This window comes from Guyparkeria sp. SB14A (assembly GCF_005096345.1).
GTDB classification, from domain to species: Bacteria; Pseudomonadota; Gammaproteobacteria; order Halothiobacillales; family Halothiobacillaceae; genus Guyparkeria; species Guyparkeria hydrothermalis.
The window spans coordinates 1-22,099 of the sequence record NZ_SWAW01000031.1; the positions used below are offsets into that span (position 1 = coordinate 1).

General features: G+C 65.8%; 16 protein-coding genes and 1 tRNA gene. 2 read left to right on the top strand and 15 right to left on the bottom strand.

Going from position 1 to position 22,099, the window contains the following annotated elements; translation table 11 throughout:
* Window positions 1-167: 167 nt before the first annotated feature.
* The 5 genes from FAZ79_RS09860 to FAZ79_RS09880 all read right to left on the bottom strand — a co-directional run bounded on the left by FAZ79_RS09860 (window position 168) and on the right by FAZ79_RS09880 (window position 5,648).
* On the bottom strand, window positions 168-566 hold the full coding sequence (locus FAZ79_RS09860; RefSeq protein WP_136867801.1) for a LysR family transcriptional regulator: 399 nt from the start codon (window positions 564-566) through the stop codon (window positions 168-170).
* Between the two features lie 253 nt (window positions 567-819).
* Entirely contained in the window at window positions 820-1,893 is a 1,074-nt protein-coding gene (locus FAZ79_RS09865) for an ABC transporter permease (protein ID WP_136867802.1), read from the bottom strand.
* A gap of 21 nt (window positions 1,894-1,914) precedes the next feature.
* Window positions 1,915-2,973 (bottom strand): microcin C ABC transporter permease YejB, encoded by a 1,059-nt coding sequence (gene yejB / locus FAZ79_RS09870; protein WP_136867803.1) that lies wholly within the window; start codon window positions 2,971-2,973, stop codon window positions 1,915-1,917.
* Window positions 2,974-3,690, bottom strand: coding sequence for a hypothetical protein (locus tag FAZ79_RS09875; RefSeq protein WP_169303670.1), 717 nt, complete (start codon window positions 3,688-3,690; stop codon window positions 2,974-2,976).
* Window positions 3,687-5,648 carry an extracellular solute-binding protein gene (locus FAZ79_RS09880; protein WP_136867805.1) on the bottom strand — a complete coding sequence of 654 codons (1,962 nt, stop codon included), beginning with the start codon at window positions 5,646-5,648 and terminating at the stop codon, window positions 3,687-3,689. The genes FAZ79_RS09875 and FAZ79_RS09880 overlap by 4 nt, the downstream gene beginning before the upstream one ends.
* A gap of 110 nt (window positions 5,649-5,758) precedes the next feature.
* Here FAZ79_RS09880 and FAZ79_RS09885 point away from each other — a divergent pair, with 110 nt between their 5' ends.
* Together FAZ79_RS09885 and FAZ79_RS09890 are read left to right on the top strand one after the other, a co-directional pair.
* Window positions 5,759-6,550, top strand: coding sequence for an enoyl-ACP reductase (locus FAZ79_RS09885; RefSeq protein WP_136867806.1), 792 nt, complete (start codon window positions 5,759-5,761; stop codon window positions 6,548-6,550).
* 195 nt (window positions 6,551-6,745) lie between these two features.
* Entirely contained in the window at window positions 6,746-7,432 is a 687-nt protein-coding gene (locus FAZ79_RS09890) for a DUF4395 domain-containing protein (protein WP_136867807.1), read from the top strand.
* A 73-nt stretch (window positions 7,433-7,505) separates the two neighbouring features.
* Here FAZ79_RS09890 and FAZ79_RS09895 read toward each other — a convergent pair whose 3' ends face one another.
* The 10 genes from FAZ79_RS09895 to typA form a co-directional block, all read right to left on the bottom strand.
* Complete coding sequence (locus FAZ79_RS09895; RefSeq protein WP_136867808.1) at window positions 7,506-8,816, bottom strand: dicarboxylate/amino acid:cation symporter; 1,311 nt, start codon at window positions 8,814-8,816, stop codon at window positions 7,506-7,508.
* 52 nt (window positions 8,817-8,868) lie between these two features.
* A complete protein-coding gene (locus FAZ79_RS09900) occupies window positions 8,869-10,797 on the bottom strand; it encodes a SurA N-terminal domain-containing protein (protein WP_169303671.1) in 1,929 nt (642 codons plus the stop codon).
* Window positions 10,798-11,147: 350 nt separating this feature from the next.
* Complete coding sequence (locus FAZ79_RS09905; protein ID WP_125197932.1) at window positions 11,148-11,420, bottom strand: HU family DNA-binding protein; 273 nt, start codon at window positions 11,418-11,420, stop codon at window positions 11,148-11,150.
* A gap of 359 nt (window positions 11,421-11,779) precedes the next feature.
* Window positions 11,780-14,215, bottom strand: a complete 2,436-nt coding sequence (gene lon / locus FAZ79_RS09910) for an endopeptidase La (protein WP_136867810.1) — start codon at window positions 14,213-14,215, stop codon at window positions 11,780-11,782.
* Between the two features lie 225 nt (window positions 14,216-14,440).
* The gene (clpX, locus tag FAZ79_RS09915) at window positions 14,441-15,769 is read right to left on the bottom strand and encodes an ATP-dependent Clp protease ATP-binding subunit ClpX (RefSeq protein ID WP_136867811.1); all 1,329 of its coding nucleotides are present in this window, start codon (window positions 15,767-15,769) and stop codon (window positions 14,441-14,443) included.
* Window positions 15,770-15,889: 120 nt separating this feature from the next.
* Window positions 15,890-16,537, bottom strand: a complete 648-nt coding sequence (gene clpP, locus FAZ79_RS09920; protein ID WP_136867812.1) for an ATP-dependent Clp endopeptidase proteolytic subunit ClpP — start codon at window positions 16,535-16,537, stop codon at window positions 15,890-15,892.
* A gap of 75 nt (window positions 16,538-16,612) precedes the next feature.
* Complete coding sequence (gene tig, locus FAZ79_RS09925) at window positions 16,613-17,905, bottom strand: trigger factor (RefSeq protein WP_136867813.1); 1,293 nt, start codon at window positions 17,903-17,905, stop codon at window positions 16,613-16,615.
* Window positions 17,906-17,983: 78 nt separating this feature from the next.
* Window positions 17,984-18,068, bottom strand: a tRNA-Leu gene (locus FAZ79_RS09930).
* 107 nt (window positions 18,069-18,175) lie between these two features.
* The gene (ffh, locus tag FAZ79_RS09935; RefSeq protein ID WP_136867814.1) at window positions 18,176-19,531 is read right to left on the bottom strand and encodes a signal recognition particle protein; all 1,356 of its coding nucleotides are present in this window, start codon (window positions 19,529-19,531) and stop codon (window positions 18,176-18,178) included.
* Between the two features lie 83 nt (window positions 19,532-19,614).
* Window positions 19,615-21,468 carry a translational GTPase TypA gene (typA, locus tag FAZ79_RS09940; protein WP_136867815.1) on the bottom strand — a complete coding sequence of 618 codons (1,854 nt, stop codon included), beginning with the start codon at window positions 21,466-21,468 and terminating at the stop codon, window positions 19,615-19,617.
* Between the last annotated feature and the right edge of the window lie 631 nt (window positions 21,469-22,099).

A 22,099-nucleotide genomic window follows, 5' to 3' on the forward strand; every position in this document is an offset into this window, starting at 1 on the left:
CTCGGGGCGGCCCGGGTCCGGCACCGGTTCGACCGATACGGGCGGCAGCGGCACCTCGGCGTCCGGCATGGCCATCGCCTCGTCATAGAGTGCGCGCACGGCGTCGGCCTTGGCCGCCGGGTTGTTGTCGCGCAGGGCACGGCCGGCGCGCTCGCGGAGCGTGTCGGTCATGCCTGCCCTCCCCGCTTGCCGGCCTTCTTCTCGGCACGCTGGGCAAGAAAGGCGCGCAGGTCGTCCTCGAGCTCGCGGTAGCGGGCAATCGCCGCCCGGCCGGTCTCGGTAACCGTGGCGTGACCGCCGCCGGCGCCGCCGACCTCCTTGGACACGTAGGGCTCGTCCTCGAGCTGGTTGACCTCCTGGATCAGCGACCAGGCGCGCTTGTAGCTCATGCCGAGCGTACGGGCGGCGTGGCTGATCGAGCCGAGCTCGTCGATGGCCTCCATCAGGCGCACCTTTCCCACCCCCAGATAGTGCTCGCCGGCCTCGTCGATCAGCCACAGGCGGGCGTGGATCCCCGGGGCATAGGCCTGGCCGGGAAGTCGATTCTGGCGGGATTTCTTGGGCATGCGCGATCGATCCGTGACGGGGCGGGTGGGCGAGAATGAATGCGCCCCATGATACCCGAGCGGGTCGGCCGGGTGGCAAGGGAAGCCGGATGAATTCGAGCCCATCCGAAGCCGGGCGCGGTCTGGCCGGGACGGCCGCTGACGCGGCTCCCTACCTCGCCGACAAATACCGTAGGAGCGCCTTCAGGCGCGATGGTCTGGTTCTGGCACCTGAGGGTTTCGCGGCTAACGCCGCTCCTACCGGGAGGCCGGCTCAGCCGCGGCGGGTGTCGAGCGCGTCGCGGGTGGCCTCGCCGACGAAGATCAGCAGCACCAGCGTGCCCACCAGGACGAAGAAGGTCGAGACCGACAGCCACCAGGCGTCGATGTTGCTCTTGCCCTGCGAGAGCAGCTCGCCCAGCGAGGGCGTCGACGGCGGCACGCCCAGGCCGAGGAAGTCGAGGCTGGTCAGGGCCAGCACCGCCCCGGAGATGCGAAACGGCAGGAAGGTGATCACCGGGGTCATGGCATTGGGCATCAGGTGGCGGAACATCAGCCGCGGGCCCGAGACCCCCAGCGCGCGGGCGGCCCGGACGTAGTCGAGGTTGCGCCCCTTGAGGAACTCGGCGCGCACGTAGTCCGACAGCCCCATCCAGCCGAACAGGGCCAGCAGGGCCAGCAGCAGTCCGATCGACGGCTCGAAGATCGAGGCGAAGATGATCAGCAGATACAGCTCCGGCAGTGCGGCCCAGACCTCGATGAAGCGCTGGAAGACGAGGTCGGTCTTGCCACCGAGATAGCCCTGCACGGCACCGGCGAGCACGCCGATCGCCGTGCCGATCACCGTCAGGGCCAGCGCGAACAGCACCGAGATGCGAAAGCCGTAGATCAGCCGGGCGGCCACGTCGCGGCCACGGTCGTCGGTGCCCAGCAGGTGGCGACTGTTGGGCGCGGCCGGGTTGGGCTCCTCGTTGTAGTAGTCGATGGTGTCAAAGGAGAACGGGATCGGCGCGCGGATCACCCAGCCCTCGCGCTCGATCAGCTCGATCACGTACGGGTCGGTGTAGTCCGCGGCGGTGGCGAAATCCCCGCCGAAGCGCGTTTCGGGGTAGTCGTTCCACAGCGGGAACAGCAGCTCGCCCTGGTACTGGGCGATCAGCGGCCGGTCGTTGGCGATCAGTTCGGCACCGAGACTCAGGACGAACAGCGCCAGGAACACCCACAGGCTGATCCAGCCGCGCCGATGGCGACGGAAGCGCTTCCAGGCGCGTGCCGCCGTGGAAACCTGCCCTTCGGCGCCACTGCCCTTGGTGACGGCCGTGTCCGCTCCGGCATCGACAATCGACATCTACGAGGTCTCCTCGCCCATTTACCGTACCGCCTCGAAGTGGATACGCGGATCGACCCAGACATACACCAGGTCGGAGAGCAGCTTGCCGAACAGCCCGATCAGGCTGAAGACGTAGAGCGTGCCCAGCACCACGGGATAGTCACGTTGCAGCACCGCGTTGTACGAGAGCAGCCCAAGCCCGTCGAGCGAGAAGATGGTCTCGATCAGGAGGCTGCCGGTGAAGAACGCACCGATGAACGCCGCCGGAAAGCCCGTCACGATCGGAATCAGCGCATTGCGGAAGACGTGGCGGTAGAGCACCGTGCGCTCGGCCAGGCCCTTGGCGCGCGCGGTAAGCACGTACTGCTTTCTTATCTCCTCGAGGAAGCTGTTCTTGGTCAGCATGGTCATCACGGCGAAGTTGCCCACCACCATCGCGGTGATCGGCAGCACCAGGTGCCAGAGATAGTCGAGGATCTTGCCCATCAGCGAGAGCTGCTCGAAGTTGTCCGAGGTCAGCCCGCGCAGCGGGAACCACTGCACGAAGCTGCCACCGCCGAACAGCACCAGCAGTACCAGGCCGAGCACGAAGCCCGGGATGGCGTAGCCGACCAGGATCACCGTCGAGGTGATCGAGTCGAACTTGCTGCCGTCGCGCACCGCCTTGGCCACCCCGAGCGGGATGGAGACGAGATACGTGAGCAGGAAGGTCCACACCCCGAGACTGATCGAGACCGGCAGCTTCTCGACGATCAGCTCGCCGACGGACCGCTGGTAGAAGTAGGACTCGCCCAGGTCGAAGGTCAGGTAGTTGCCGAGCATATCGCCGAAACGCTGCCAGGCCGGCTGGTCGAAGCCGTAGAACTCGCGGAACTGCTCGATCTGCTCCTCGCCCAGCCCCTGCTCGCCGCGGTAGAGCCCGCCGGTGAACTGGCCACCCGACTCGGCCGCCGCGCCCTGGGCACCGCCCTTCAACTGCATCATCAGCTGCTCGACCGGCCCGCCGGGGACGAACTGGATCACGGCGAACGAGATCAGCAGGATCCCGAACAGGGTCGGGATCATCAGGGCCAGGCGCTTGGCGATATAGGCGCCCATCTATTGCCCCCCGCCCCTTGATGACGGTTCGGCGGTCGGACTGGACGGGATGCGCGAGACCGGCGCCTCGCCGTCGCAATTCTCCACGCAGACCACGCGACGCTCGACCTGCCCGCCGCAGCCGACATAGCACTGGTCGAAGGCGGCCTGACAGCCGCAGTCGATGTTGCATTCCTGGTCGATCACCGCCGCGCGGATCGCCTCGCGGCTGGGGGCCTCGGGCGGAATCGGCGGGTCGTCGTAGAAGCGGTCGGTGAACCAGAACGAGGCCGGGTAGCCGTAGTAGAACGGGTCACGGTACAGCCCGAACTGCATCGCCCGGTCGAGCTGGTAGTACTGGCGCTCGCGCATGTAGACGCGTCGCTCGGCCTCGTACTGGCGCAGGGCCTGGTCGAAGGCCGCCTCCACCTGCGGCTGGATGCCGGCGATGCAGCTCTCGCGACGCGACTGGCAATCGGCCTGGCAGGCCTGCATGTCGGTCTGGCAGCCACGCAGGCAGGACCGGCCGGCCTCGGTCGCAGGTGGCAGGTAGCGCACCTCGGTGGCGTACTGCGGCGAGGCGCAGCCGGCGAACCCCAAGACCATCGCCAGGCCCATCGCCAAGGCCATTACCCGGGCCATCCCAGTGGCGAGCCGTGGCAACCGGCGGGGTCGGAACCGCGCGCCCATCGACACCGACGATGCGCCGCGTGCTACCGGCGGAACGATTGGATTCATGACGGGCTCCCTCCATTCAGGCTGCTCACGTCGTTGACCACCGGCCCCGGCTGGGGTTCGGCATGGGTTTCCCACCAAGTCTGCATCACCCATTCCGCCCCGCTGAAATAACGTGGCAGCGGCTCATCGTGGTAGCCGAACCGGTTCCACCACGCGAGGCGATGCGCGCCGATGTACCAGTTCGGCACCAGGTACTCATTCCACATCAGCACCCGGTCGAGCGCCCGGCAGGCGGTCACCAGGGCCTCGCGGTCCTCGGCGTAGATCACCGCCTCGATCATGGCGTCCACCACCGGGTCATCCACCCCACTGTAGTTCCTCGACCCCTCGCGGTGCGCCGATTCGCTGCCGAACATCTCGCGCAACTCGTTGCCCGGCGATTGCGACTGGCCGTAGGAGACCACGGTCATGTCGAACTCGAAGCGGTTCATGCGCCGCTGGTAGAGCGCCACGTCGATGGTGCGGTAGGAGACGTCGATCCCCAGCCGGCGCAGGTTGTAGGCGAACGGCGCGACGATCCGCTCGAAGCCGCGCTGCGCCAGCATGATCTCGAAGGCGAACGGTTCGCCGTCGGCGTTGCGCAGCTTGCCGTCCTCCAGCCCCCAGCCGGCCTGTGCCAGCAACTGCTGGGCCTGGACCAGGTGCTGACGCTGGATCTCAGGGGTGGGCGCGAAGGGCACCACGTGGGCCTGCTCGAACAGCTCGGGCGGCAACCGGTCCCGGTGTGGCGCCAGGAGATCGAGCTCGGCGCCCTCCGGGATGTCGCGCGCGGCCAGCTCGCTGTTGGCGAAGTAGCTGTCGCAACGACTGTACTGGCCGTAGAACAGGTGCACGTTCGACCAGTGAAAATCGAAGGCGAGATTCAGTGCCCGACGGACGCGGCGATCGGCGAACAGTGACCGGCGCGTGTTCATGGCGAAGCCCTGCATGCCGGCGTTGTTGTCATGCGGGATCTCGCGGCGACGGATGCGCCCCTCGTCGAACGGCTTGCCGTGGTAGGCGCGCGCCCAGCGCTTGGAATTGGTCTCGTGGAAGACGTCGAACTCGCCGGCCTTGAATGCCTCGAGCGCGACCGTCTCGTCCTTGTAGTACTTGAAACCCAGCGTGCGGAAGTTGTGCTGACCGCGGTTCACGCCCAGGTCCTTCGCCCAGTAGTCGTCCCGGCGGCGATAGCGGATATCGCGACCGAAATTGATCGCCTCGATCGCGTAGGGGCCACTGCCCGGCAGCGGCGTGCGCGAGTAATCGGCGAAATCCACCTCGGCGAGTGCATCGCGGGAGAACACCGGCAGCTCGCCGATGATCATGTGCAGTTCGGGATTGACGCGGCGGAAGTCGAAGCGCACGTGCCGCGCATCGACCGCCTCGGCACCACTGACATCCGCCCAGTAGTAGCGGTAGCGGGGATGGGCCGATTCGCCCACCAGGGTCTCGAAGCTGAACACCACGTCATGCGCCGTAACGGGGCGGCCGTTGACGAACCGGGCGTCGGCATTGATGCGGAACGTGGCCGACAGGCCGTCTTCGGCCAGTTCCAGCCGGTCGGCCAGCAGGCCGTAGACCGAGAACGGCTCGTCCCAGGCCCGCACCACCAGGGTGTCGAACAGCAGGCTGTTGGTGCCGGTAGCGGCCAGCCCCTTGAGGACGAAGGGGTTGAGCGAATCGAAGGTACCGAATACCGACAGGGTCAGCGAGCCCTCGCGCGGGGCGCGGGGATTGACGTACTCGAAGTGCGACAGGTCAGCCGAATAACCGGGGTCGTAGCCAAGCGCCTCGGCGAAGCCCGCCGCCCGGGACAGCCCCGGCCCGGCGCCCATCGCGGCGATGCCACCGATACCGGCCAGTCGACGCAGGAACAGGCGCCGGTCGGGCGAGAGCAGGTTCTCGCCCCGCGGCGGGTCGGCCGTGTCGTCCCTAACCGAGGGGCAATGTAGCTCTGTGGGATGCTTGTTGATCATCAGGCGAATACAATACGGTGAAAATCGAACGCAGACCAAGCATCATCCGGCGGTTTTCGCCGTCGGCCCGATGCGGCCGTCGCCCCCTTTTCGAACACAAGGAGAGACCCATGGGATTCCTATCCGGCAAGCGTGCCCTGATCACCGGCATCGCCAACAACCGCTCGATCGCCTACGGCATCGCCGAGGCCATGCACCGCGAAGGCGCCGAACTGGCCTTCACCTATCTCAGTGAGCGCTTCAAGCCGAAGGTCGAGAAGGCCACCAAGGACCTGGGCTCCGACATCTACCTGCCCTTCGATGCCACCGACGACGAACAGGTCGACGCCCTGTTCCCGGCTCTGGCCGAGCACTGGCCGGAAGGTGTCGACATCGTCATCCATGCGATGGCCTTCGCCCCGCGCGAGGCACTCGACGGCGACTTCCTCGACGGGATGTCCCGCGAGGCGTTCGCTCAGGCCCACGACGTCTCCGCCTACTCGCTCGCCGCCCTGGCCAAGGCCGGCGAGACGTACATCCGCGACGAGGGCGCGCTGCTGACCCTGAGCTACCTGGGCGCCGAGCGCGTGATGAAGAACTACAACGTCATGGGCGTGGCCAAGGCCTCGCTGGAGGCGACCGTGCGCTATCTCGCCGGCTCTCGGCTGGGCGAGCGCGGCATCCGCGTCAACGCGATTTCCGCGGGTCCGATCAAGACGCTGGCCGCCTCGGGCATCGGCGATTTCAAGGGCTTCCTCGATTACGTCGCCACCAACGCGCCGCTGCGCCGCAACGTCACCATCGAGCAGGTCGGCAACACCGCTGCCTTCCTGTGCTCGGACCTCGCCTCGGGCGTGACCGGCGAGAACGTCCACGTCGACTCGGGCTACTTCATCACCGGCATGGGTCGTTGCGAGGACTGAACCCCGTCGGCGACGACGCGAGATCAGGGCGCCCTCGGGCGCCCTTTTTCGTTGCCCTCCGCCGGCGTTGGCAAGACCGATAAAAACACGAGGTCCCACCGAGAAAACTTTGATTGGAAAAGGGGATTGCCCGCCACCACCATTCCTAAAACAGGAATATCAGTTAATCAGGACATACTGGAGGAAACAGGGACGATGGATACTGGCATCCGCAAGGTCTTTCATTTCGGCGAACAGGTCGACGAGTACCCGGTCCGGGTCATCAACGAGCGCGAGGCGCGGGCCGCCGCCGGCGTGCTGGCGCTGTTCGCCGGCTTTGCCTTCGCCCAGGGGTTTCTCACCGGCGATTTCATGTGGGAACGCCTGCTGATCCTCGCCTTCACGGTCGAGTTCGGCATCCGGGTATTGATCAACCCGCAGTACGCCCCGTTCATGATCATGGGGCGATTGATCACGCGCAACCAGGAAGTCGAGTACGTCGGCGCACCGCAGAAACGGGTGGCCTGGGGCATCGGCCTGTTGATCGCGGCGTTCATGATCTGGGTGGTGTTCATCGAGGCGAACACCGGCCTGATGAACCTGATCGGCTGCTCGGCCTGCCTGCTGTTCCTGGCCTTCGAGTCGGCCTTCGGCATCTGCCTGGGCTGCGTGGCCTACAACCTGCTGACCGGCAAGCAGGCGCAGCTCTGCCCGGGTGGCGCCTGCCGCATCAAGCGGCTCGAGCCGATCCAGCGGGTCAAGTGGTGGCAGGTCATCCTGGTGGTCGCCTTCCTCGGCCTGCTCTGGGCGATCCCGGAATACAACCTCTGGAATATCCAGGACAACGTCGAGGTCGACGAGTCCAACTTCGACACGATCGATCTCGACACCCTGGAATACTGACGCCGCCGAGAGGCCCCCACGAAAAAAGCCCGCCATCGGCGGGCTTTTTTACGGGTCCGGATGTTATCCGATCCTAGCCGCGCTCGGCGGCCCCGGCCGGCTCGCCGGTCTCGGCACCCTCGTCGGGACGGGTGTCCATCAGGACACGCTCCTCGCCACGCAGCTTGGCAATGATCACCGCGCCGGTCGCGTCGCTGTAGACGTTGACCGAGGTGCGCAGCATATCCAGCAGCCGGTCGACCACCAGCAGCAGCCCCATGGCCTCCAGCGGCAGGCCGAGTACGCCCAGGATCAGGGCGATCGCGACCAGGCTCGCCGACGGCACGGCGGCCACGCCCACCGAGGTGACCAGGGCGAGCACGACGATCAGCACCTGCATCGACAGCGACAGGTCCACGCCGTAGGCCTGGGCGATGAACAGCACCGCCGCGCATTCGTAGAGCGCGGTGCCGTCCATGTTGATGGTCGCGCCCAGCGGTAGCACGAACGAGGAGGTCTCGCGCGAGACGCCGGCACGCTGGGTGAGTGCCTGCAGGGTGACCGGCAGGGTGCCGGCCGACGAGCTGGTCGAGAAGGCCACCAGCAGTGCCGGCCAGATCGCGCGCATGAAACGGATCGGCGATCGCCGGGTCACGAGCCAGAGCACCAGGGGCAACACCACCAGCGCGTGGATCGCGAGCCCCATGACCACGGCCAGGAAGAAGTCGATCATCGGCAGGATCACCGACAGGCCGCTCTCCGCGATCACCCCGGCCACCAGCGCGAACACGCCGATCGGCGCGACCTTCATCACCCAGTGGGTGATCTGGACCATCACGTCCTGCACGCCGGCCCAGAAATCCTTGACCGTCTGCATGCCTGGCGAGGTCGCCCGCGTCAGGGCGATGCCGAACAGCACCGAGAAGAAGATCAGGCCGAGCATCTGGGCCTCGGCGCCGGCCTCGACGATGTTCGCCGGCACCATGTCGCGCAGGATATTGAAGAACTCGGACAGTTCCTTGCCCTCCAGCCGACCGCTGACCTCGTCGCCGATCGGCGGCAGGGCCACGGTCTCCGAGAGCGGCTGCCCGCCCGAGATGCCCGGCTGGAACAGGTTCATCACCATCAGGGCAGTGGTCACCGCCAGGGTGGTGGAGAACAGGTAGTAGATCACGGTGCGGCCGGCCATCTGCCCCACCCCGCCGGCACTGCCGATGCTTGCCACCCCGGTGATGATCGAGGCGGTGATCAGGGGCACGATCAGCATCTTGAGCGCGTCGAGGAACAAGCCGCCGACGAACTCGTAGATGGACAGCAACGGGATGCCGGCCGCCTCGGTGCCGAACACGGCACCGACCAGGAAGGCGGCGGCCAGGGCGGTCAGGATCTGCCAGTGCAGGGCCATGCAAACACTCCGGTTCGCCCGCCCGAATCAGGGCGGGCGTGCACGGTCGCCGTCAGTCGAAGGCGCTCTCGCGGATTTCGACCTCCGCCCCGGCGCGCAGGGAACGCATGAAGGCGTCGATCAGACGATTGGCCTGGTTGTTCTCCAACTGGCCGGCGAGACGATTGCGCGTCTCGGCGTCCAGCTCGGCCGGCTCGCCGGCACGCACGCCGGTCAGGACCAGCACGGCCCGATCGCCATTGTCGAGCTCGGTCGTCGCGGTGGCCGGGGCATCACCCTCCGGCGGGGTGAGGGCAAACGCCGCCGCCAGGGCATCGCGCGGCATGCTCGCGCCGGCATCGCCCCGACCGACCCAGGCCGGGGCGCTCCAGCTGGCCGCTTCCACCTCGGCCACGCGCTCGGCGGGGTCCTGGCCGGCGGCCAGATCGGACTCGATCGCCTCGGCCAGCTCGGCCATCTCCGTCTCGATTCGCTCGGCACGCCATTGCGCGAGCACCTGGTCCCGGACCTCTTCGAACGGCAACGGCTGGGCCTCGCGGTACTCCTCGACGCGCACGACCACGCCATGGCTGTTGTCGAGATCGATCAGCTGGCTGTTGAAGCGCTCCTCGAGCACCGCCTCGTCGAAGGCGGCGTCGCGCACGGCCCGGTGCTCACCGATGCCCTCGCCGGATTCGCGGCTGATCCAGTCGCTGGTCTCGATCTCGAGGCCAACGGCCTCGGCGGCGGGCACCAGGCTGTCCGGCTGCTCGTAGCTGATGCTGGCCAGCTGCTCGGCGGCATCGTAGTAGGCACGCTCGGCGGCGTCCTGCTTGAGTTGCTCGATCAGCTCGCCACGCGCCTGCTCGAGCGGCGGCACCTCGGCCTGACCCACCTCGTAGACCTCGATCAGGTGCCAGCCGAAACGGGTGCGCACCGGCTCGCTGATCTCGCCCTCGCCCAGCTCGGCCACGGCCCGGTCGAAGGACTCGGCGATCTCCCCTTCGCCCACGCGACCCAGGTCACCCCCATTCTCGCGAGTGCTGCCGTCGTCACTCAGCTCGGCGACCTTCTCCTCGAAGCTCGCCTCGCCGGCCATGATGGCCTCGCGCGCCGCCTCGAGCCGCTCGCGCGCCTCGTCGACCGTGGCCGCGTCGGCGTCGCTGGGCAGCTGGATCAGGATGTGACGGGCACGGCGAACCGCCTCGTCGGCCATCCGCTCGCGATAATCGTCATAGGCGGCCTGCAGGGCCGCGTCACTGACTTCCTGGGAGGCCGCCAGTTTCTCCGGGCTGATCTCCACGTACGCCAGGCGCACCTGCTCCGGCCGCTGGAAGGCATCCACGCGCTCGTCGTAATACGCCTTGAGGGTCGACTCGTCGGGCTCGGCGATGCCGGCGGCAACCGTCTCGCGGTCGAGACGCACCAGGCCGACCTCGCGCATCTGGTCACGCAGGGCAACCAGTTGGCGCACCTCGGGCTCGGTGACGAAGGCACTGCCGATCAAGGCGTTGTCGAGGGTGTTGAACAGCAGGTCGCGGCGCACGTCGTTCTCGAACTGCTCGACCGTCATGCCCTGCTGGGCCAGGCGGCGTTCGTAGGCCTCGCGGTCGAACTCGCCGTCGCGCTCGAAGGCGGGAATGCCGCGAATGGTGGCGGCGACCAGGCCATCGGGCACGGCGTAGCCCTGCTCCCGGATGAACTGGACCAGCAGGCGCTCGTTGATCATCTGGTCGAGCACCTGGCGCTTGAGGCCCATGCGCTCGATCATTTCGGCGGTGATCTGCTGCTCGCTCTGGGCGATCAACTGCTGACGGCGCTCGCTGAAGGCCTGATCGAGTTGACGGGCCGTGATTTCCTCGCCGTCGACCTCGGCGACCGGTTGCTCCTTGCCGCCACCGAGGTACTCGCCCACACCCCACAAGGCGAACGGGATGCTGATCAAACCAACGATTACATAGGCCAGCCAGCCGCGAATCTTCTCGCGGATATCCATCAACATGTCTAGGTCACTCCCGCTTCGGGTCTGTCTTGGTGGTGTGGGCGCGGCCGTCGCTCCGACGGCTCGGTATCGGTGCAAACCGAGCGGCATGATAGCAGGGCCGGGCCTGCCAACCCATGCCGCTCCCGGGTTCCCCCGGCCACCCTCGGGCGCCGGGCGCCAGCCAAGGCACCGGTGCGCCGGTTCTCTCGCCGCGCCTTCAACCGGCCGTCGGCCGGGTCAGGGCGCGACCAGAGGCGCGGTTCAAGGGAAAAGCGCCGGGCAAAAAGAAAGGGGCGTCTCCGCCCCTTCTCGTCGGTGGGCCGGCCATCAATGCGGCCGGCCCACCGGATGCTTTCCGTCTGGATCGATCAGTTGACCGCGTCCTTGAGGCCCTTGCCCGCCTTGAAGGACGGCAGCTTGGAGGCCTTGATGTTGATCGTCTCGCCGGTGCGCGGGTTACGGCCAGTCCGGGCCTCACGCTCGCGAACCAGGAAGGTCCCGAAACCCACCAGCGTGACCTGATCGCCTTTCTTCAGCGCGCCACCAACGGCATCGATGAAACCATCCAGGGCACTCGCGGCCGCCGACTTGGAAATGCCAGCGTTGTCGGCCATCGCATCGATCAGTTCAGATTTGTTCATACCTTGTCATCCCTTGGTGAAAAAAGTGTCTGTTCGGGTCCCGGCTCACCGCGCGTCAGCGTCAGGACGCGGCGCAGCTGGCCACCGCACGGAAACAGCGAAAACAGTTATACAAGTGCGACCTTCGGCGTGTCAACACGCAAATCGCCCGCGTAACGCGCATTCTGGCGCGACAGGTAGGCAGGCAAACCGCCAAATCCATCCAGTAACCCGACGATCGCTGCACGCCCCATACAAACAAACCGCCCCTCCGGTTGTGGAGGGGCGGTGTGGTTTTCTTGCACGTCGGGGTACTGGACCCGGTCATGCACGTCCCGGCAACGCGACCGACCGGAGCCGGGCGCGGGCCGCGACCTGCCTCAGTGGGCCAGGTTCTTGCCCTTGCCGCCGCGCTTTTTCTTCTCGATCAGGCCCACGTCACCGGAGGGCGTGGTCTCGTTGGGCATTGGCATGCGCACGAGGGCCGCCTCGAGCACCTGGTCGATCCAGCGCACCGGACGGATATCCAGCTTCTTCTTGATCTGGTCCGGGATCTCGGCGAGGTCCTTGCGGTTCTGCTCGGGGATCAGGACGGTCTCGATCCCGCCGCGCTGGGCGGCAAGGAGCTTTTCCTTGAGGCCGCCGATGGGCAGCACCTCGCCGCGCAGGGTGATCTCGCCGGTCATGCCCACCGAGGCCTTGACCGGGATGCCGGTCAGCGCCGAGACGATCGCCGTGCACATCGCGCTGCCCGCCGACGGGCCGTCCTTCGGCGTGGCCCCTTCCGGGACGTGGACGTGGATGTCGCACTTCTGGTTGAAGTCCGTGTCGATGCCCAGGGTGTCGGCACGGGCGCGCACGACGGTCAGTGCGGCCTGGATGGACTCCTGCATCACTTCACCGAGCTTGCCGGTGTACTTGAGGTTGCCCTTGCCGGGCACCGTGGTCGCCTCGATCGTCAGGAGATCACCGCCGACCTCGGTCCAGGCCAACCCGGTGACCTGCCCCACCTGGTCGGTTTCCTCGGCGCGACCGTAATCGAAGCGCTGCACGCCAAGGTACTTGTCGAGGTTCTTCGGCGTGACCGAGACGCCCGACTTGTCCTTGGCGGTGATCAGCTCGCGGACCACCTTGCGGCAGATCTTCGCCAGTTCGCGCTCGAGATTGCGCACGCCCGCCTCGCGGGTGTAGTGGCGAATGATGTCGCGGACGGCGTTGTCGCTGACCTTGAGCTCGCCCTCCTTCAGGCCGTTGGCCTTGATCTGCTTGGGCAGCAGGTAGCGCTTGGCGATCTCGGTCTTCTCGTCCTCGGTGTACCCGGCGATGCGGATGGTCTCCATCCGGTCGAGCAACGGCCCGGGGATGTTGTAGCTGTTGGCCGTGCAGACGAACATCACCTCGGACAGATCGATGTCGACGTCCATGTAGTGATCGGCAAAGGCCTTGTTCTGCTCGGGATCGAGCACCTCGAGCATGGCCGCGGCCGGATCGCCACGGAAGTCGGAGGCCATCTTGTCGATTTCGTCGAGCAGGATCAGCGGGTTCTTGGTGCCGACCTTGGACAGCGCCTGCACGATCCGGCCCGGCAGCGCGCCGACGTAGGTCCGACGGTGACCGCGGATCTCGGCATCGTCGCGCACCCCGCCCAGGGCGATCCGGCCGAACTTGCGGTTGGTCGCCTTGGCGATCGACTGGCCCAGCGAGGTCTTGCCCACGCCCGGCGGGCCGACGAGGCACAGGATCGGACCGGCCATCTTGCGCACGCGGGTCTGGACCGCGAGGTACTCGATGATCCGCTCCTTGACCTTTTCCAGGCCGAAGTGATCGGCCTCGAGCACCGCCTCGGCCGCCTCGAGATCGTGCTTGATGCGGGTGCGCTTCTTCCACGGCACTGCGATCATCCAGTCGAGGTAGCTGCGCACCACCGAGGCCTCGGCGGACATCGGCGACATCATCTTGAGCTTGTTGAGCTCGGAGCGCGCCTTGTCGCGGGCCTCCTTGGTCATGCCGGCCTTCTCGATCTTGTTCTCGAGATCGTCCAGCTCGTTGCCGCCGTCCTCGAGTTCGCCGAGCTCCTTCTGGATGGCCTTCATCTGCTCGTTGAGGTAGTACTCGCGCTGGCTCTTCTCCATCTGCTGCTTGACGCGCCCGCGGATGCGGCGCTCGACCTGCAGCGTGTCGATCTCGGACTCGATCAGCATCATCAGCCGCTCGATGCGCTGGTGCAGGTCGATCGTCTCGAGGATCGCCTGCTTCTCCTCCAGCCCGAGGGCCATGTGCGCGGCGATGGTGTCGGCCAGGCGCGAGACGTCGTCGATGCCGGACAGCGAGGTCAGCACCTCCGGCGGGGTCTTCTTGTTGAGCTTGACGTAGCTCTCGAACTGGTTGAGCAGCGCGCGCGCCTCGAGCTCGACCTCGCGCTCGTCGGTCTCGGAGGTCGACTCGATCGAGTGGACCTCGGCGGTCAGGTGACCGTCGAGCTCGTGGACGCGATCGAGCTCGACCCGTTCGATGCCCTCGACAAGCACCTTGATGGTGCCGTCGGGCAGCTTGTGCAGTTGCAGGATCGAGGCGAGCGTGCCGACCTGGTGGAGGTCACCCACACCCGGATCGTCGTTCTCGGCGTCCCTCTGCGCGACCAACAGCAACTGCTTGCTGCCCTTGACCGCCTCGTCGAGGGCGGCGACCGATTTCGGCCGGCCGACGAACAGCGGGATCACCATGTGCGGGTAGACGACGACATCGCGCAGGGGCAGCACGTCGACCTGACGCGGCGAGCCCGTGATGACGGCGGATGTTTCTTCGCTGTGACTCATATAGGGGTATACCTGTAGCGCCGTGATGGCGGTGTATTCGGGTGGTCGGGCGCGCGAGTGGGCGCGGATCGCAAGTCAGTGGGTTTCCCCTGACGTATGACCGGAGAATAGCTTTTCAAGCGGGTTCTGTCAGAAACCGGGCGCGCAAAACGCTTGCCGTGCCCCACATGAAAACACCCCGGACAGGCCGGGGTGCAGGGGTCGGGACAAGCAAAGGCGAGCGGATCAACGATCCGACGAAGCCTTGTCGTGCTCGGCGGCCGTCTCGTCGCCCTTCGTCTCTTCTGCCGACTCGCCGCGGCCCTTGCCGTAGACGATGTAGGGCTCCGACTCGGCGCGAACCACCGCCCCGTCGACCACCACCTTCTCGACGTTCGAGAGCGACGGCACCTCGTACATGGTGTCGAGCAGGATGTGCTCCATGATCGTGCGCAGACCACGCGCGCCGGTGCGGCGACGGATGGCCTTCTTGGCGATCTCGCGCAGGGCGTCCTCGCGGAATTCGAGCTCGACGTCCTCCATCTCGAACAGGCGCTCGTACTGCTTGGTCAGCGCGTTCTTCGGCTCGGTCAGGATGCGGATCAGCGCGTCCTCGTCGAGCTCCGTGAGCGTGGCGATGACCGGCAGGCGGCCGATGAACTCGGGGATCAGGCCGAAGCGGGTCAGGTCTTCCGACTCGATCTGCGCCATCAATTCGTCGGTGGCCTTCTGGTCGAGCTCGGACTTCACCTCGGCGGAGAAGCCGATGCCGCCCTTCTCGACCCGCTGGCGAATGATGTTCTCGAGCCCCGCGAACGCGCCGCCGACGATGAACAGCATGTTGCTGGTATCGATCTGGACGAATTCCTGCTGCGGGTGCTTGCGCCCGCCCTGCGGCGGCACCGAGGCGGTGGTGCCCTCGATCATCTTCAGGAGCGCCTGCTGCACGCCCTCGCCCGAGACGTCGCGGGTGATCGACGGGTTCTCGGACTTGCGCGTGATCTTGTCGATCTCGTCGATGTAGATGATGCCGTGCTGGGCCTTCTCGACGTCGTAGTCGCAGCGCTGCAGGAGCTTCTGCAGGATGTTCTCGACGTCCTCGCCGACATAGCCCGCCTCGGTGAGCGTGGTCGCATCGGCGATGGTGAACGGCACGTCCAGCACGCGCGCCAGGGTCTGGGCCAGGAGCGTCTTGCCCGAACCGGTCGGGCCGATCAGCAGGATGTTCGACTTCGACAGCTCGACGTCGTCTTCCTCGGCATCACGGTGGCGCTCGCCGAACAGGTTGAGACGCTTGTAGTGGTTGTAGACGGCCACGGCCAGCGCGCGCTTGGCGGTCATCTGGCCGATGACGTACTCGTCGAGTGCGGCGACCAGCTCGTGCGGGGTCGGCAGACGCTCGGGGCCGTTCTCGCCCTCGGCCTCCACCTCTTCACGCAGAATGTCGTTGCACAGTTCGACGCATTCGTCGCAGATGTAGATGTTCGGACCGGCGATCAGTTTCTTGACCTCGTCCTGGCTCTTGCCGCAGAACGAGCAGATCAGATCCTGCGTGTCTTTCGTCTTCTCAGCCATGGCTGTTCTCGTCGAACCTCGTGGGTCGGTGCGGCCGAGCGGTACCCGGCTCGGCCGGTCGGCTGAATGGGTCGCGACCGTTTTCCGGGCGCGATGGGCCTGGAGCGATCCGCCGGGGGATCAGTCCGCCTTGCCGGCCTTCTGTCGGCTGGTGAGTACCTTGTCGACCAGATTGTAGTCGCAAGCCTGATCGGCCGTCATGAAGTTGTCGCGATCGGTGTCGCGCTCGAGCTGCTCGAGGCTCTTGCCGGTGTGATGCGACAGGATGCTGTTGAGACGCTCGCGCAGCTTGATGATCTCCTCGGCGTGGATCTTGATGTCCGAGGCCTGGCCCTGGAAGCCGCCCAGCGGCTGGTGGATCATGATGCGCGAGTTCGGCAGCGCGTAGCGCTTGCCCTCGGCCCCGCCGGCGAGCAGGAACGAGCCCATGCTGGCCGCCTGGCCGATGCAGAGCGTCGAGACGTCGGGCTTGATGAACTGCATGGTGTCGTAGATCGCCATGCCGGCGGTGACCACGCCACCCGGCGAGTTGATGTAGAGGTGGATGTCCTTGTCCGGGTTCTCGGACTCGAGGAACAGCAGCTGGGCAACGATCAGGTTGGCCATCTGGTCCTCGATCGGACCGACCACGAAGATCACCCGCTCCTTGAGCAGGCGCGAGTAGATGTCGTAGGCGCGCTCGCCCCGGGAGCTCTGCTCGACAACCATCGGTACCAGGGCATTCATTTCCGGTTGGCCGCCATGGTGGCTTTCAAACGCCTCTTTCATTCATCACCTCGGTATAAACGGTTCGGCCGCCTCGAGGGCGGCCAGATTCCAGTCAGCTATCGACTACCCGGGATTTCAGCCCTGCGGGTTCATCAGTTCCTTGAAGGGAACCTTCTTCTCGCTGACCTTGGCCTTGCCAAGGATATGCTCGACGGCCTGTTCTTCAAGGACCACGGTGCGGGCGTTGCTCATCATCTGGTGATCGCCCTTGTAGTGAGCGACCACCTGCTCTGGCTCGTCGTAGGCCTGAGCGATCTCGTTGATGAAGGCATCGACGCGCTCGTCTTCCGGCTTGAGGTCGGCTTCCTTGACCACTTCCATGATCACCAGACCCATGCGCACGCGCTTCTCGGCCTGCTCCTTGAACAGCGACGGATCGAGCTTGGAGGCATCCGCCTGCGGCATCTGGTTGCGGACGAACTGGTCGCGCATCGAGACGGCCTCGTCGTCGATCAGCGTCGAGGGCACATCGAACTCGAGCGAGTCGGTCAGGGCCTCGATGGTGCGATCCTTGTTGCGACGACGCATGGTCTGCTTGAGCTCGCGCTCCATGTTCTCGCGCACGTCCTCGCGCAGCTTGTCGGCCGAATCGGCGCCGAACTTCTTGGCGAACTCGTCATCGACCTCGGGCAGCACCTGCTCTTCGACCTGGGTGGCCTCGATCTCGAATTCGGCGGTCTTGCCGGCCAGGTGCTCGGCCTGGTATTCCTCCGGGAAGTTCACCTCGATCGTGACCGGCTCGCCCGGCTTGATGCCCTTCAGGCCCTTCTCGAAGTCCGGCAGCATCTGCCCTTCGCCCAGGATCACCTCGACGCCTTCGGCCGAGCCACCCTCGAAGGCCTCGCCGTCGATCTTGCCGACGAAGTTGATGGTGACCTTCTCGCCCTTGCGCGCCTTGTGACGCACCTTCTTCCAGTCCGCGTTCTGCTTGCGCAGGGTGTCGATCATCTCGTCGACGTCCTCGTCGGACACCTCGCTGGTCACGGTCTCGATCTTGAGCTTGGACAGGTCGCCCAGCTCGATCTCCGGGTAGACCTCGACGGCGGCGGTGAACTTCAGGGCCTCGCCGGCCTTGTTGTTCTCGATCGACTCGATGCTCGGCTGGCCGGCAACGCGCAGGTCGTTTTCCTCGACGGCCTTCTGGAAGCTCTGGCCCATGACGTCGCCGATCACGTCGTCACGCACCCGGCCGGCGTACTGCATGCGGATCACCGACAGCGGGGCCTTGCCCGGACGGAACCCGTCGATGCGGACGCGACCGCGCATGTCCTTGAGACGCTTCTCGACCTGCTCGTCGATCTCGTTGGCGGGAACCTCGATCGCCAGGCGACGGGTCAGGCCTTCGGCCGGCTGCAATTCAACCTGCATGGATGCGATACCTCGAAAAAAACAAATGTCTGAATGTTGTTCGCCCCGCCAACGCGTGGCGGGACGCCTATCGGGATCTGGTGCGAGAGGAGAGACTCGAACTCTCACGCCGTCAGGCGCTGGTACCTAAAACCAGTGCGTCTACCAATTCCGCCACTCTCGCCGGCTGGGGAACCGGTCGCGACGACCGCTTCCCAGACGTTCAAAGCCGGGCAGTATACCGGAGCGGCACGCGCGCCCAAAGCGCGCTACCCGTGGGGCCGCCTGTCGTCAGAACGGCAGGCCCGGCATGCGCCCCTTCATGGCGCGCATCATCTTCTTCATGCCGCCGCCGGAGAGCTTCTTCATCATGTCGCGCATGTCGCGGTACTGCTTGAGCAGGCGGTTGACGTCTTGGACCTGCATGCCCGAACCGTTCGCGATGCGGCGCTTGCGCGAGCCCTTGATGATCTCCGGGCGCTGGCGCTCGCCCGGCGTCATCGAATCGATGATCGCGATCATGCGCACGATGTCCTTGTCGTCGATGTGCTTCTGCGCATCGGCACCAAGCTTGCCCATGCCGGGCAGCTTGTCCATCAGGCCACCCATGCCGCCCATCTTGAGCATCTGGCTGAACTGGTCGCGCATGTCCTCGAGGGTGAAGCCCTTGCCCGAACGCACCTTGTCGGCCAGCGCCTTGGCCTTGTCGGCATCGACGGTTTCCTGCGCCTGCTCGACCAGGGAAACCACGTCGCCCATGCCGAGGATGCGCGACGCGATCCGGTCCGGGTGAAACGGCTCGAGCGCGTCGAGCTTCTCGCCCACGCCGAGGAACTTGATCGGCTTGCCGGTGACCTGACGCACCGACAGCGCCGCCCCGCCGCGGGCGTCACCGTCGGCCTTGGTCAGGATCACCCCGGTCAGCGGCAGCTGCTCGTGGAAGGCCTGGGCGGTGTTGGCCGCGTCCTGGCCGGTCATCGCGTCGACGACGAATAGCGTCTCGACCGGATCGACCGCGCCGTGGATGCGGGCGACCTCGCCCATCATCTCCTCGTCGACGTGCAGGCGACCGGCCGTATCGACGATCAGCACGTCGTAGAACTTGAGCTCGGCCTCCTTGCGGGCGGCCTTGGCGATCTCGACCGGGTTCTGGTCGCTGGTCGAGGGGAAGAAGTCGACGCCAACCTGCTTGGCCACCGTCTCGAGCTGGTCGATCGCCGCCGGGCGATACACGTCGGCCGAGACCACCAGCACCTTTTTCTTCTGGTTGTTCTTGAGCCAGCGACCGAGCTTGCCCGCGGTGGTGGTCTTGCCCGCGCCCTGCAGGCCGGCCATCAGGATCACGGCCGGTGGACGGGCGGCGAGATCGAGCTCGGCGTTCTCCGAACCCATCAGGCGGGTCAGTTCGTCATTGACGATCTTGACGAACACCTGACCCGGCTGGAGGCTCTTGGCCACCTCGGCGCCGACGGCGCGCTCGCGGACGTCCTTGATGAACTCGCGCACCACCGGCAGGGCCACGTCGGCCTCCAGCAGTGCCATGCGCACCTCGCGCAGGGCATCCTTGATGTTGTCCTCGGTCAGGCGCCCCTGGCCCTTCAGGCCATCGAGCAGTCCACCGAGTCGCTGGGAAAGGTTGTCAAACATCGCTTGCCTCTCTCACTGCGGACGCCCCCGCCCCCGGACGGGGCTCGGTCGAGCCGAACCGCCCGAACCGGACCGCGCCGCGATCAGGAACCCCGGCTGGCGCGCTTGCGCTCGTTCTCGGTCAGGTACTTCTTGCGGATCCGGATCGACTCGGGCGTGACTTCGACCAGCTCGTCATCGTCGATGAACTCGAGCGCCTGCTCAAGCGTGTAGCGGATCGGCGGGGTCAGGGTGAGCGCCTCGTCGGTGCCGGCGGCACGGACGTTGGTCAGCTTCTTGCCCTTGAGCACGTTGACGGTCAGGTCGTTGTCACGGGCGTGGATGCCCACGACCTGGCCTTCGTAGACCTCGTCACTGTGACCGATCATCAGGCGACCGCGATCCTGCAGGTTGTAGAGCGCATAGGCCAGCGCCTTGCCGGTGTCGGAGGCAATCAGCACGCCGTTGTTGCGCTGACCGACCATGCCCGGCTGGTACGGACCGTAGTGATCGAAGACCGAGAACAGCAGGCCGCTGCCCTGGGTCGCGGTCAGAAACTCGGTACGGAAGCCGATCAGGCCGCGCGACGGGATGATGAACTCCAGGCGCACGCGGCCCTGGCCGTCCGGTTCCATGTTGCGCATCTCGCCACGGCGCAGGCCGAGCTTTTCCATCACGCCACCCTGGTGCTGCTCCTCGATGTCGACGACCAGCTGCTCGTAGGGTTCCTGCTTCTCGCCGTCGACCTCGCGGACGATGACCTCGGGGCGCGAAACGCCCAGCTCGTAGCCCTCGCGGCGCATGTTCTCGATCAGCACCGACAGGTGCAGCTCGCCGCGGCCGGAGACGCGGAACTTGTCCGGGTCGTCGCCCTGCTCGACGCGCAGCGCCACGTTGTGAACCAGCTCGCGCTCGAGTCGCTCGCGGATCTGGCGACTGGTGAGGTACTTGCCCTCGCGACCGGCGAACGGCGAGGTGTTGACCTGGAAGGTCATGGAGACGGTCGGCTCGTCGACGGTCAGCGCCGGCAGTGCCTCGACGTTTTCCGGGTCGCAGAGCGTGTCGGAGATATAGAGCGGGTCGACACCGGAGAAGGCGATGATGTCGCCGGCCTGGGCCGAGTCGACCTCGACGCGATCGAGACCGTGGAAGCCCATGATCTGCAGGATGCGACCGTTACGCACCTCGCCCTCGCGGCCGACGATCTTGACCTGGGTATTGGTCTTGACCCGGCCGCGCTTGATCCGGCCGACGCCGATCACGCCGACGTAGGAGTTGTAGTCGAGGCTGGAGACCTGCATCTGGAACGGACCGTCGGGATCGACGTCCGGCGCCGGCACACGCTTGGTGATCGTCTCGAACAGCGGGGTCATGTCGCCCTCGCGCACGTTCTCGTCCAGGCTGGCGTAGCCGTTCAGTGCCGAGGCGTAGACGATCGGGAAGTCGAGCTGGTCGTCGCTGGCGCCCAGGCGGTCGAACAGGTCGAACACCTCGTTGATAACCCAGTCCGGGCGCGCGCCCGGACGGTCGATCTTGTTGATCACCACGATCGGCTTCAGGCCGTGCTCGAAGGCCTTCTGGGTGACGAAGCGCGTCTGCGGCATCGGGCCGTCGACCGCGTCGACCAGCAGCAGCACCGAGTCGACCATCGACATGACCCGCTCGACCTCGCCGCCGAAGTCGGCGTGTCCCGGGGTGTCGACGATGTTGATGCGCCAGTCTTCACCCTCGGGAGACTGCCATTTGATCGCCGTGTTCTTGGCCAGGATCGTGATGCCCCGCTCCTTCTCGATCTGGTTTGAGTCCATGACCCGTTCACCGTGGTCGGTGCGGGCATCGAGAGTGCCGGATTGCTGCAGGAGGCGGTCGACCAGCGTGGTCTTGCCGTGGTCAACGTGGGCGATAATTGCGATGTTCCGCAAGTTCTTGACATCGCTAGATTTATTCTGGTCTGACATTCGAATTCCGGGTTGTTATGTACACCAATATGTACACAAAAGTTTTCACGAGCGATCGCCGGGTAGCGCGCGTTTGTGTCACGCCATGACCGGTTTTAAAGAGGGGCATTGTACAGAGATTGATCAGAACTTAATGACGAATCGTCTAAGCATGAATCCGCCGCCGGATTCTTACGAGGATCAGAGGCCGCGAAACAAGTAACAACCTGCTAGGCTAAATGTCGATCACGCCCCTCGGCCAACGCCTGACTCCAGCAATCCAAGTCAGGCCTCAACCGAGGGGCTTTTCCGTTCCGAAGGCCTGCCACGGGGCCCGCACCGGGAAGGCCAACAGGTACTTGAAAAGAGCCTATCGTTCCAAAGAAAACACCCCGCTCGCGCGAGGAAGTCAGTTTGTTGTACCCATTGTGCGGGTTCGCCTTGGAAACACCCCCGCTCACGCGGGGAATTGCCTTGGCCTCGTTCCACTGCTTGCATTCCCAAGAAACACCCCCGCTCGCGCGGGGAGGTGAAGTGGTTCACTGATCTTGGACACCCCGATAGGTGGTAATTTGCCACCATGACCATGAGGTGTACCGAGATGGGACGACGACATTTCTCTCCGGAGTTCAAACTGGAAGCAGCCAGCCTG

What these genes read in the sequence shown, in the direction of transcription:
- FAZ79_RS09880 (WP_136867805.1), bottom strand. Translation starts at nt 5,648, where the DNA reads ATGATCAACAAGCATCCCACAGAGCTACATTGCCCCTCGGTTAGGGAC.
- ffh (WP_136867814.1), bottom strand. Translation starts at nt 19,531, where the DNA reads ATGTTTGACAACCTTTCCCAGCGACTCGGTGGACTGCTCGATGGCCTG.
- clpX (WP_136867811.1), bottom strand. Translation starts at nt 15,769, where the DNA reads ATGGCTGAGAAGACGAAAGACACGCAGGATCTGATCTGCTCGTTCTGC.
- lon (WP_136867810.1), bottom strand. Translation starts at nt 14,215, where the DNA reads ATGAGTCACAGCGAAGAAACATCCGCCGTCATCACGGGCTCGCCGCGT.
- yejB (WP_136867803.1), bottom strand. Translation starts at nt 2,973, where the DNA reads ATGGGCGCCTATATCGCCAAGCGCCTGGCCCTGATGATCCCGACCCTG.
- clpP (WP_136867812.1), bottom strand. Translation starts at nt 16,537, where the DNA reads ATGAAAGAGGCGTTTGAAAGCCACCATGGCGGCCAACCGGAAATGAAT.
- FAZ79_RS09865 (WP_136867802.1), bottom strand. Translation starts at nt 1,893, where the DNA reads ATGTCGATTGTCGATGCCGGAGCGGACACGGCCGTCACCAAGGGCAGT.
- tig (WP_136867813.1), bottom strand. Translation starts at nt 17,905, where the DNA reads ATGCAGGTTGAATTGCAGCCGGCCGAAGGCCTGACCCGTCGCCTGGCG.
- FAZ79_RS09895 (WP_136867808.1), bottom strand. Translation starts at nt 8,816, where the DNA reads ATGGCCCTGCACTGGCAGATCCTGACCGCCCTGGCCGCCGCCTTCCTG.
- FAZ79_RS09900 (WP_169303671.1), bottom strand. Translation starts at nt 10,797, where the DNA reads ATGTTGATGGATATCCGCGAGAAGATTCGCGGCTGGCTGGCCTATGTA.
- FAZ79_RS09885 (WP_136867806.1), top strand. Translation starts at nt 5,759, where the DNA reads ATGGGATTCCTATCCGGCAAGCGTGCCCTGATCACCGGCATCGCCAAC.
- FAZ79_RS09875 (WP_169303670.1), bottom strand. Translation starts at nt 3,690, where the DNA reads ATGAATCCAATCGTTCCGCCGGTAGCACGCGGCGCATCGTCGGTGTCG.
- FAZ79_RS09860 (WP_136867801.1), bottom strand. Translation starts at nt 566, where the DNA reads ATGCCCAAGAAATCCCGCCAGAATCGACTTCCCGGCCAGGCCTATGCC.
- FAZ79_RS09890 (WP_136867807.1), top strand. Translation starts at nt 6,746, where the DNA reads ATGGATACTGGCATCCGCAAGGTCTTTCATTTCGGCGAACAGGTCGAC.
- FAZ79_RS09905 (WP_125197932.1), bottom strand. Translation starts at nt 11,420, where the DNA reads ATGAACAAATCTGAACTGATCGATGCGATGGCCGACAACGCTGGCATT.
- typA (WP_136867815.1), bottom strand. Translation starts at nt 21,468, where the DNA reads ATGTCAGACCAGAATAAATCTAGCGATGTCAAGAACTTGCGGAACATC.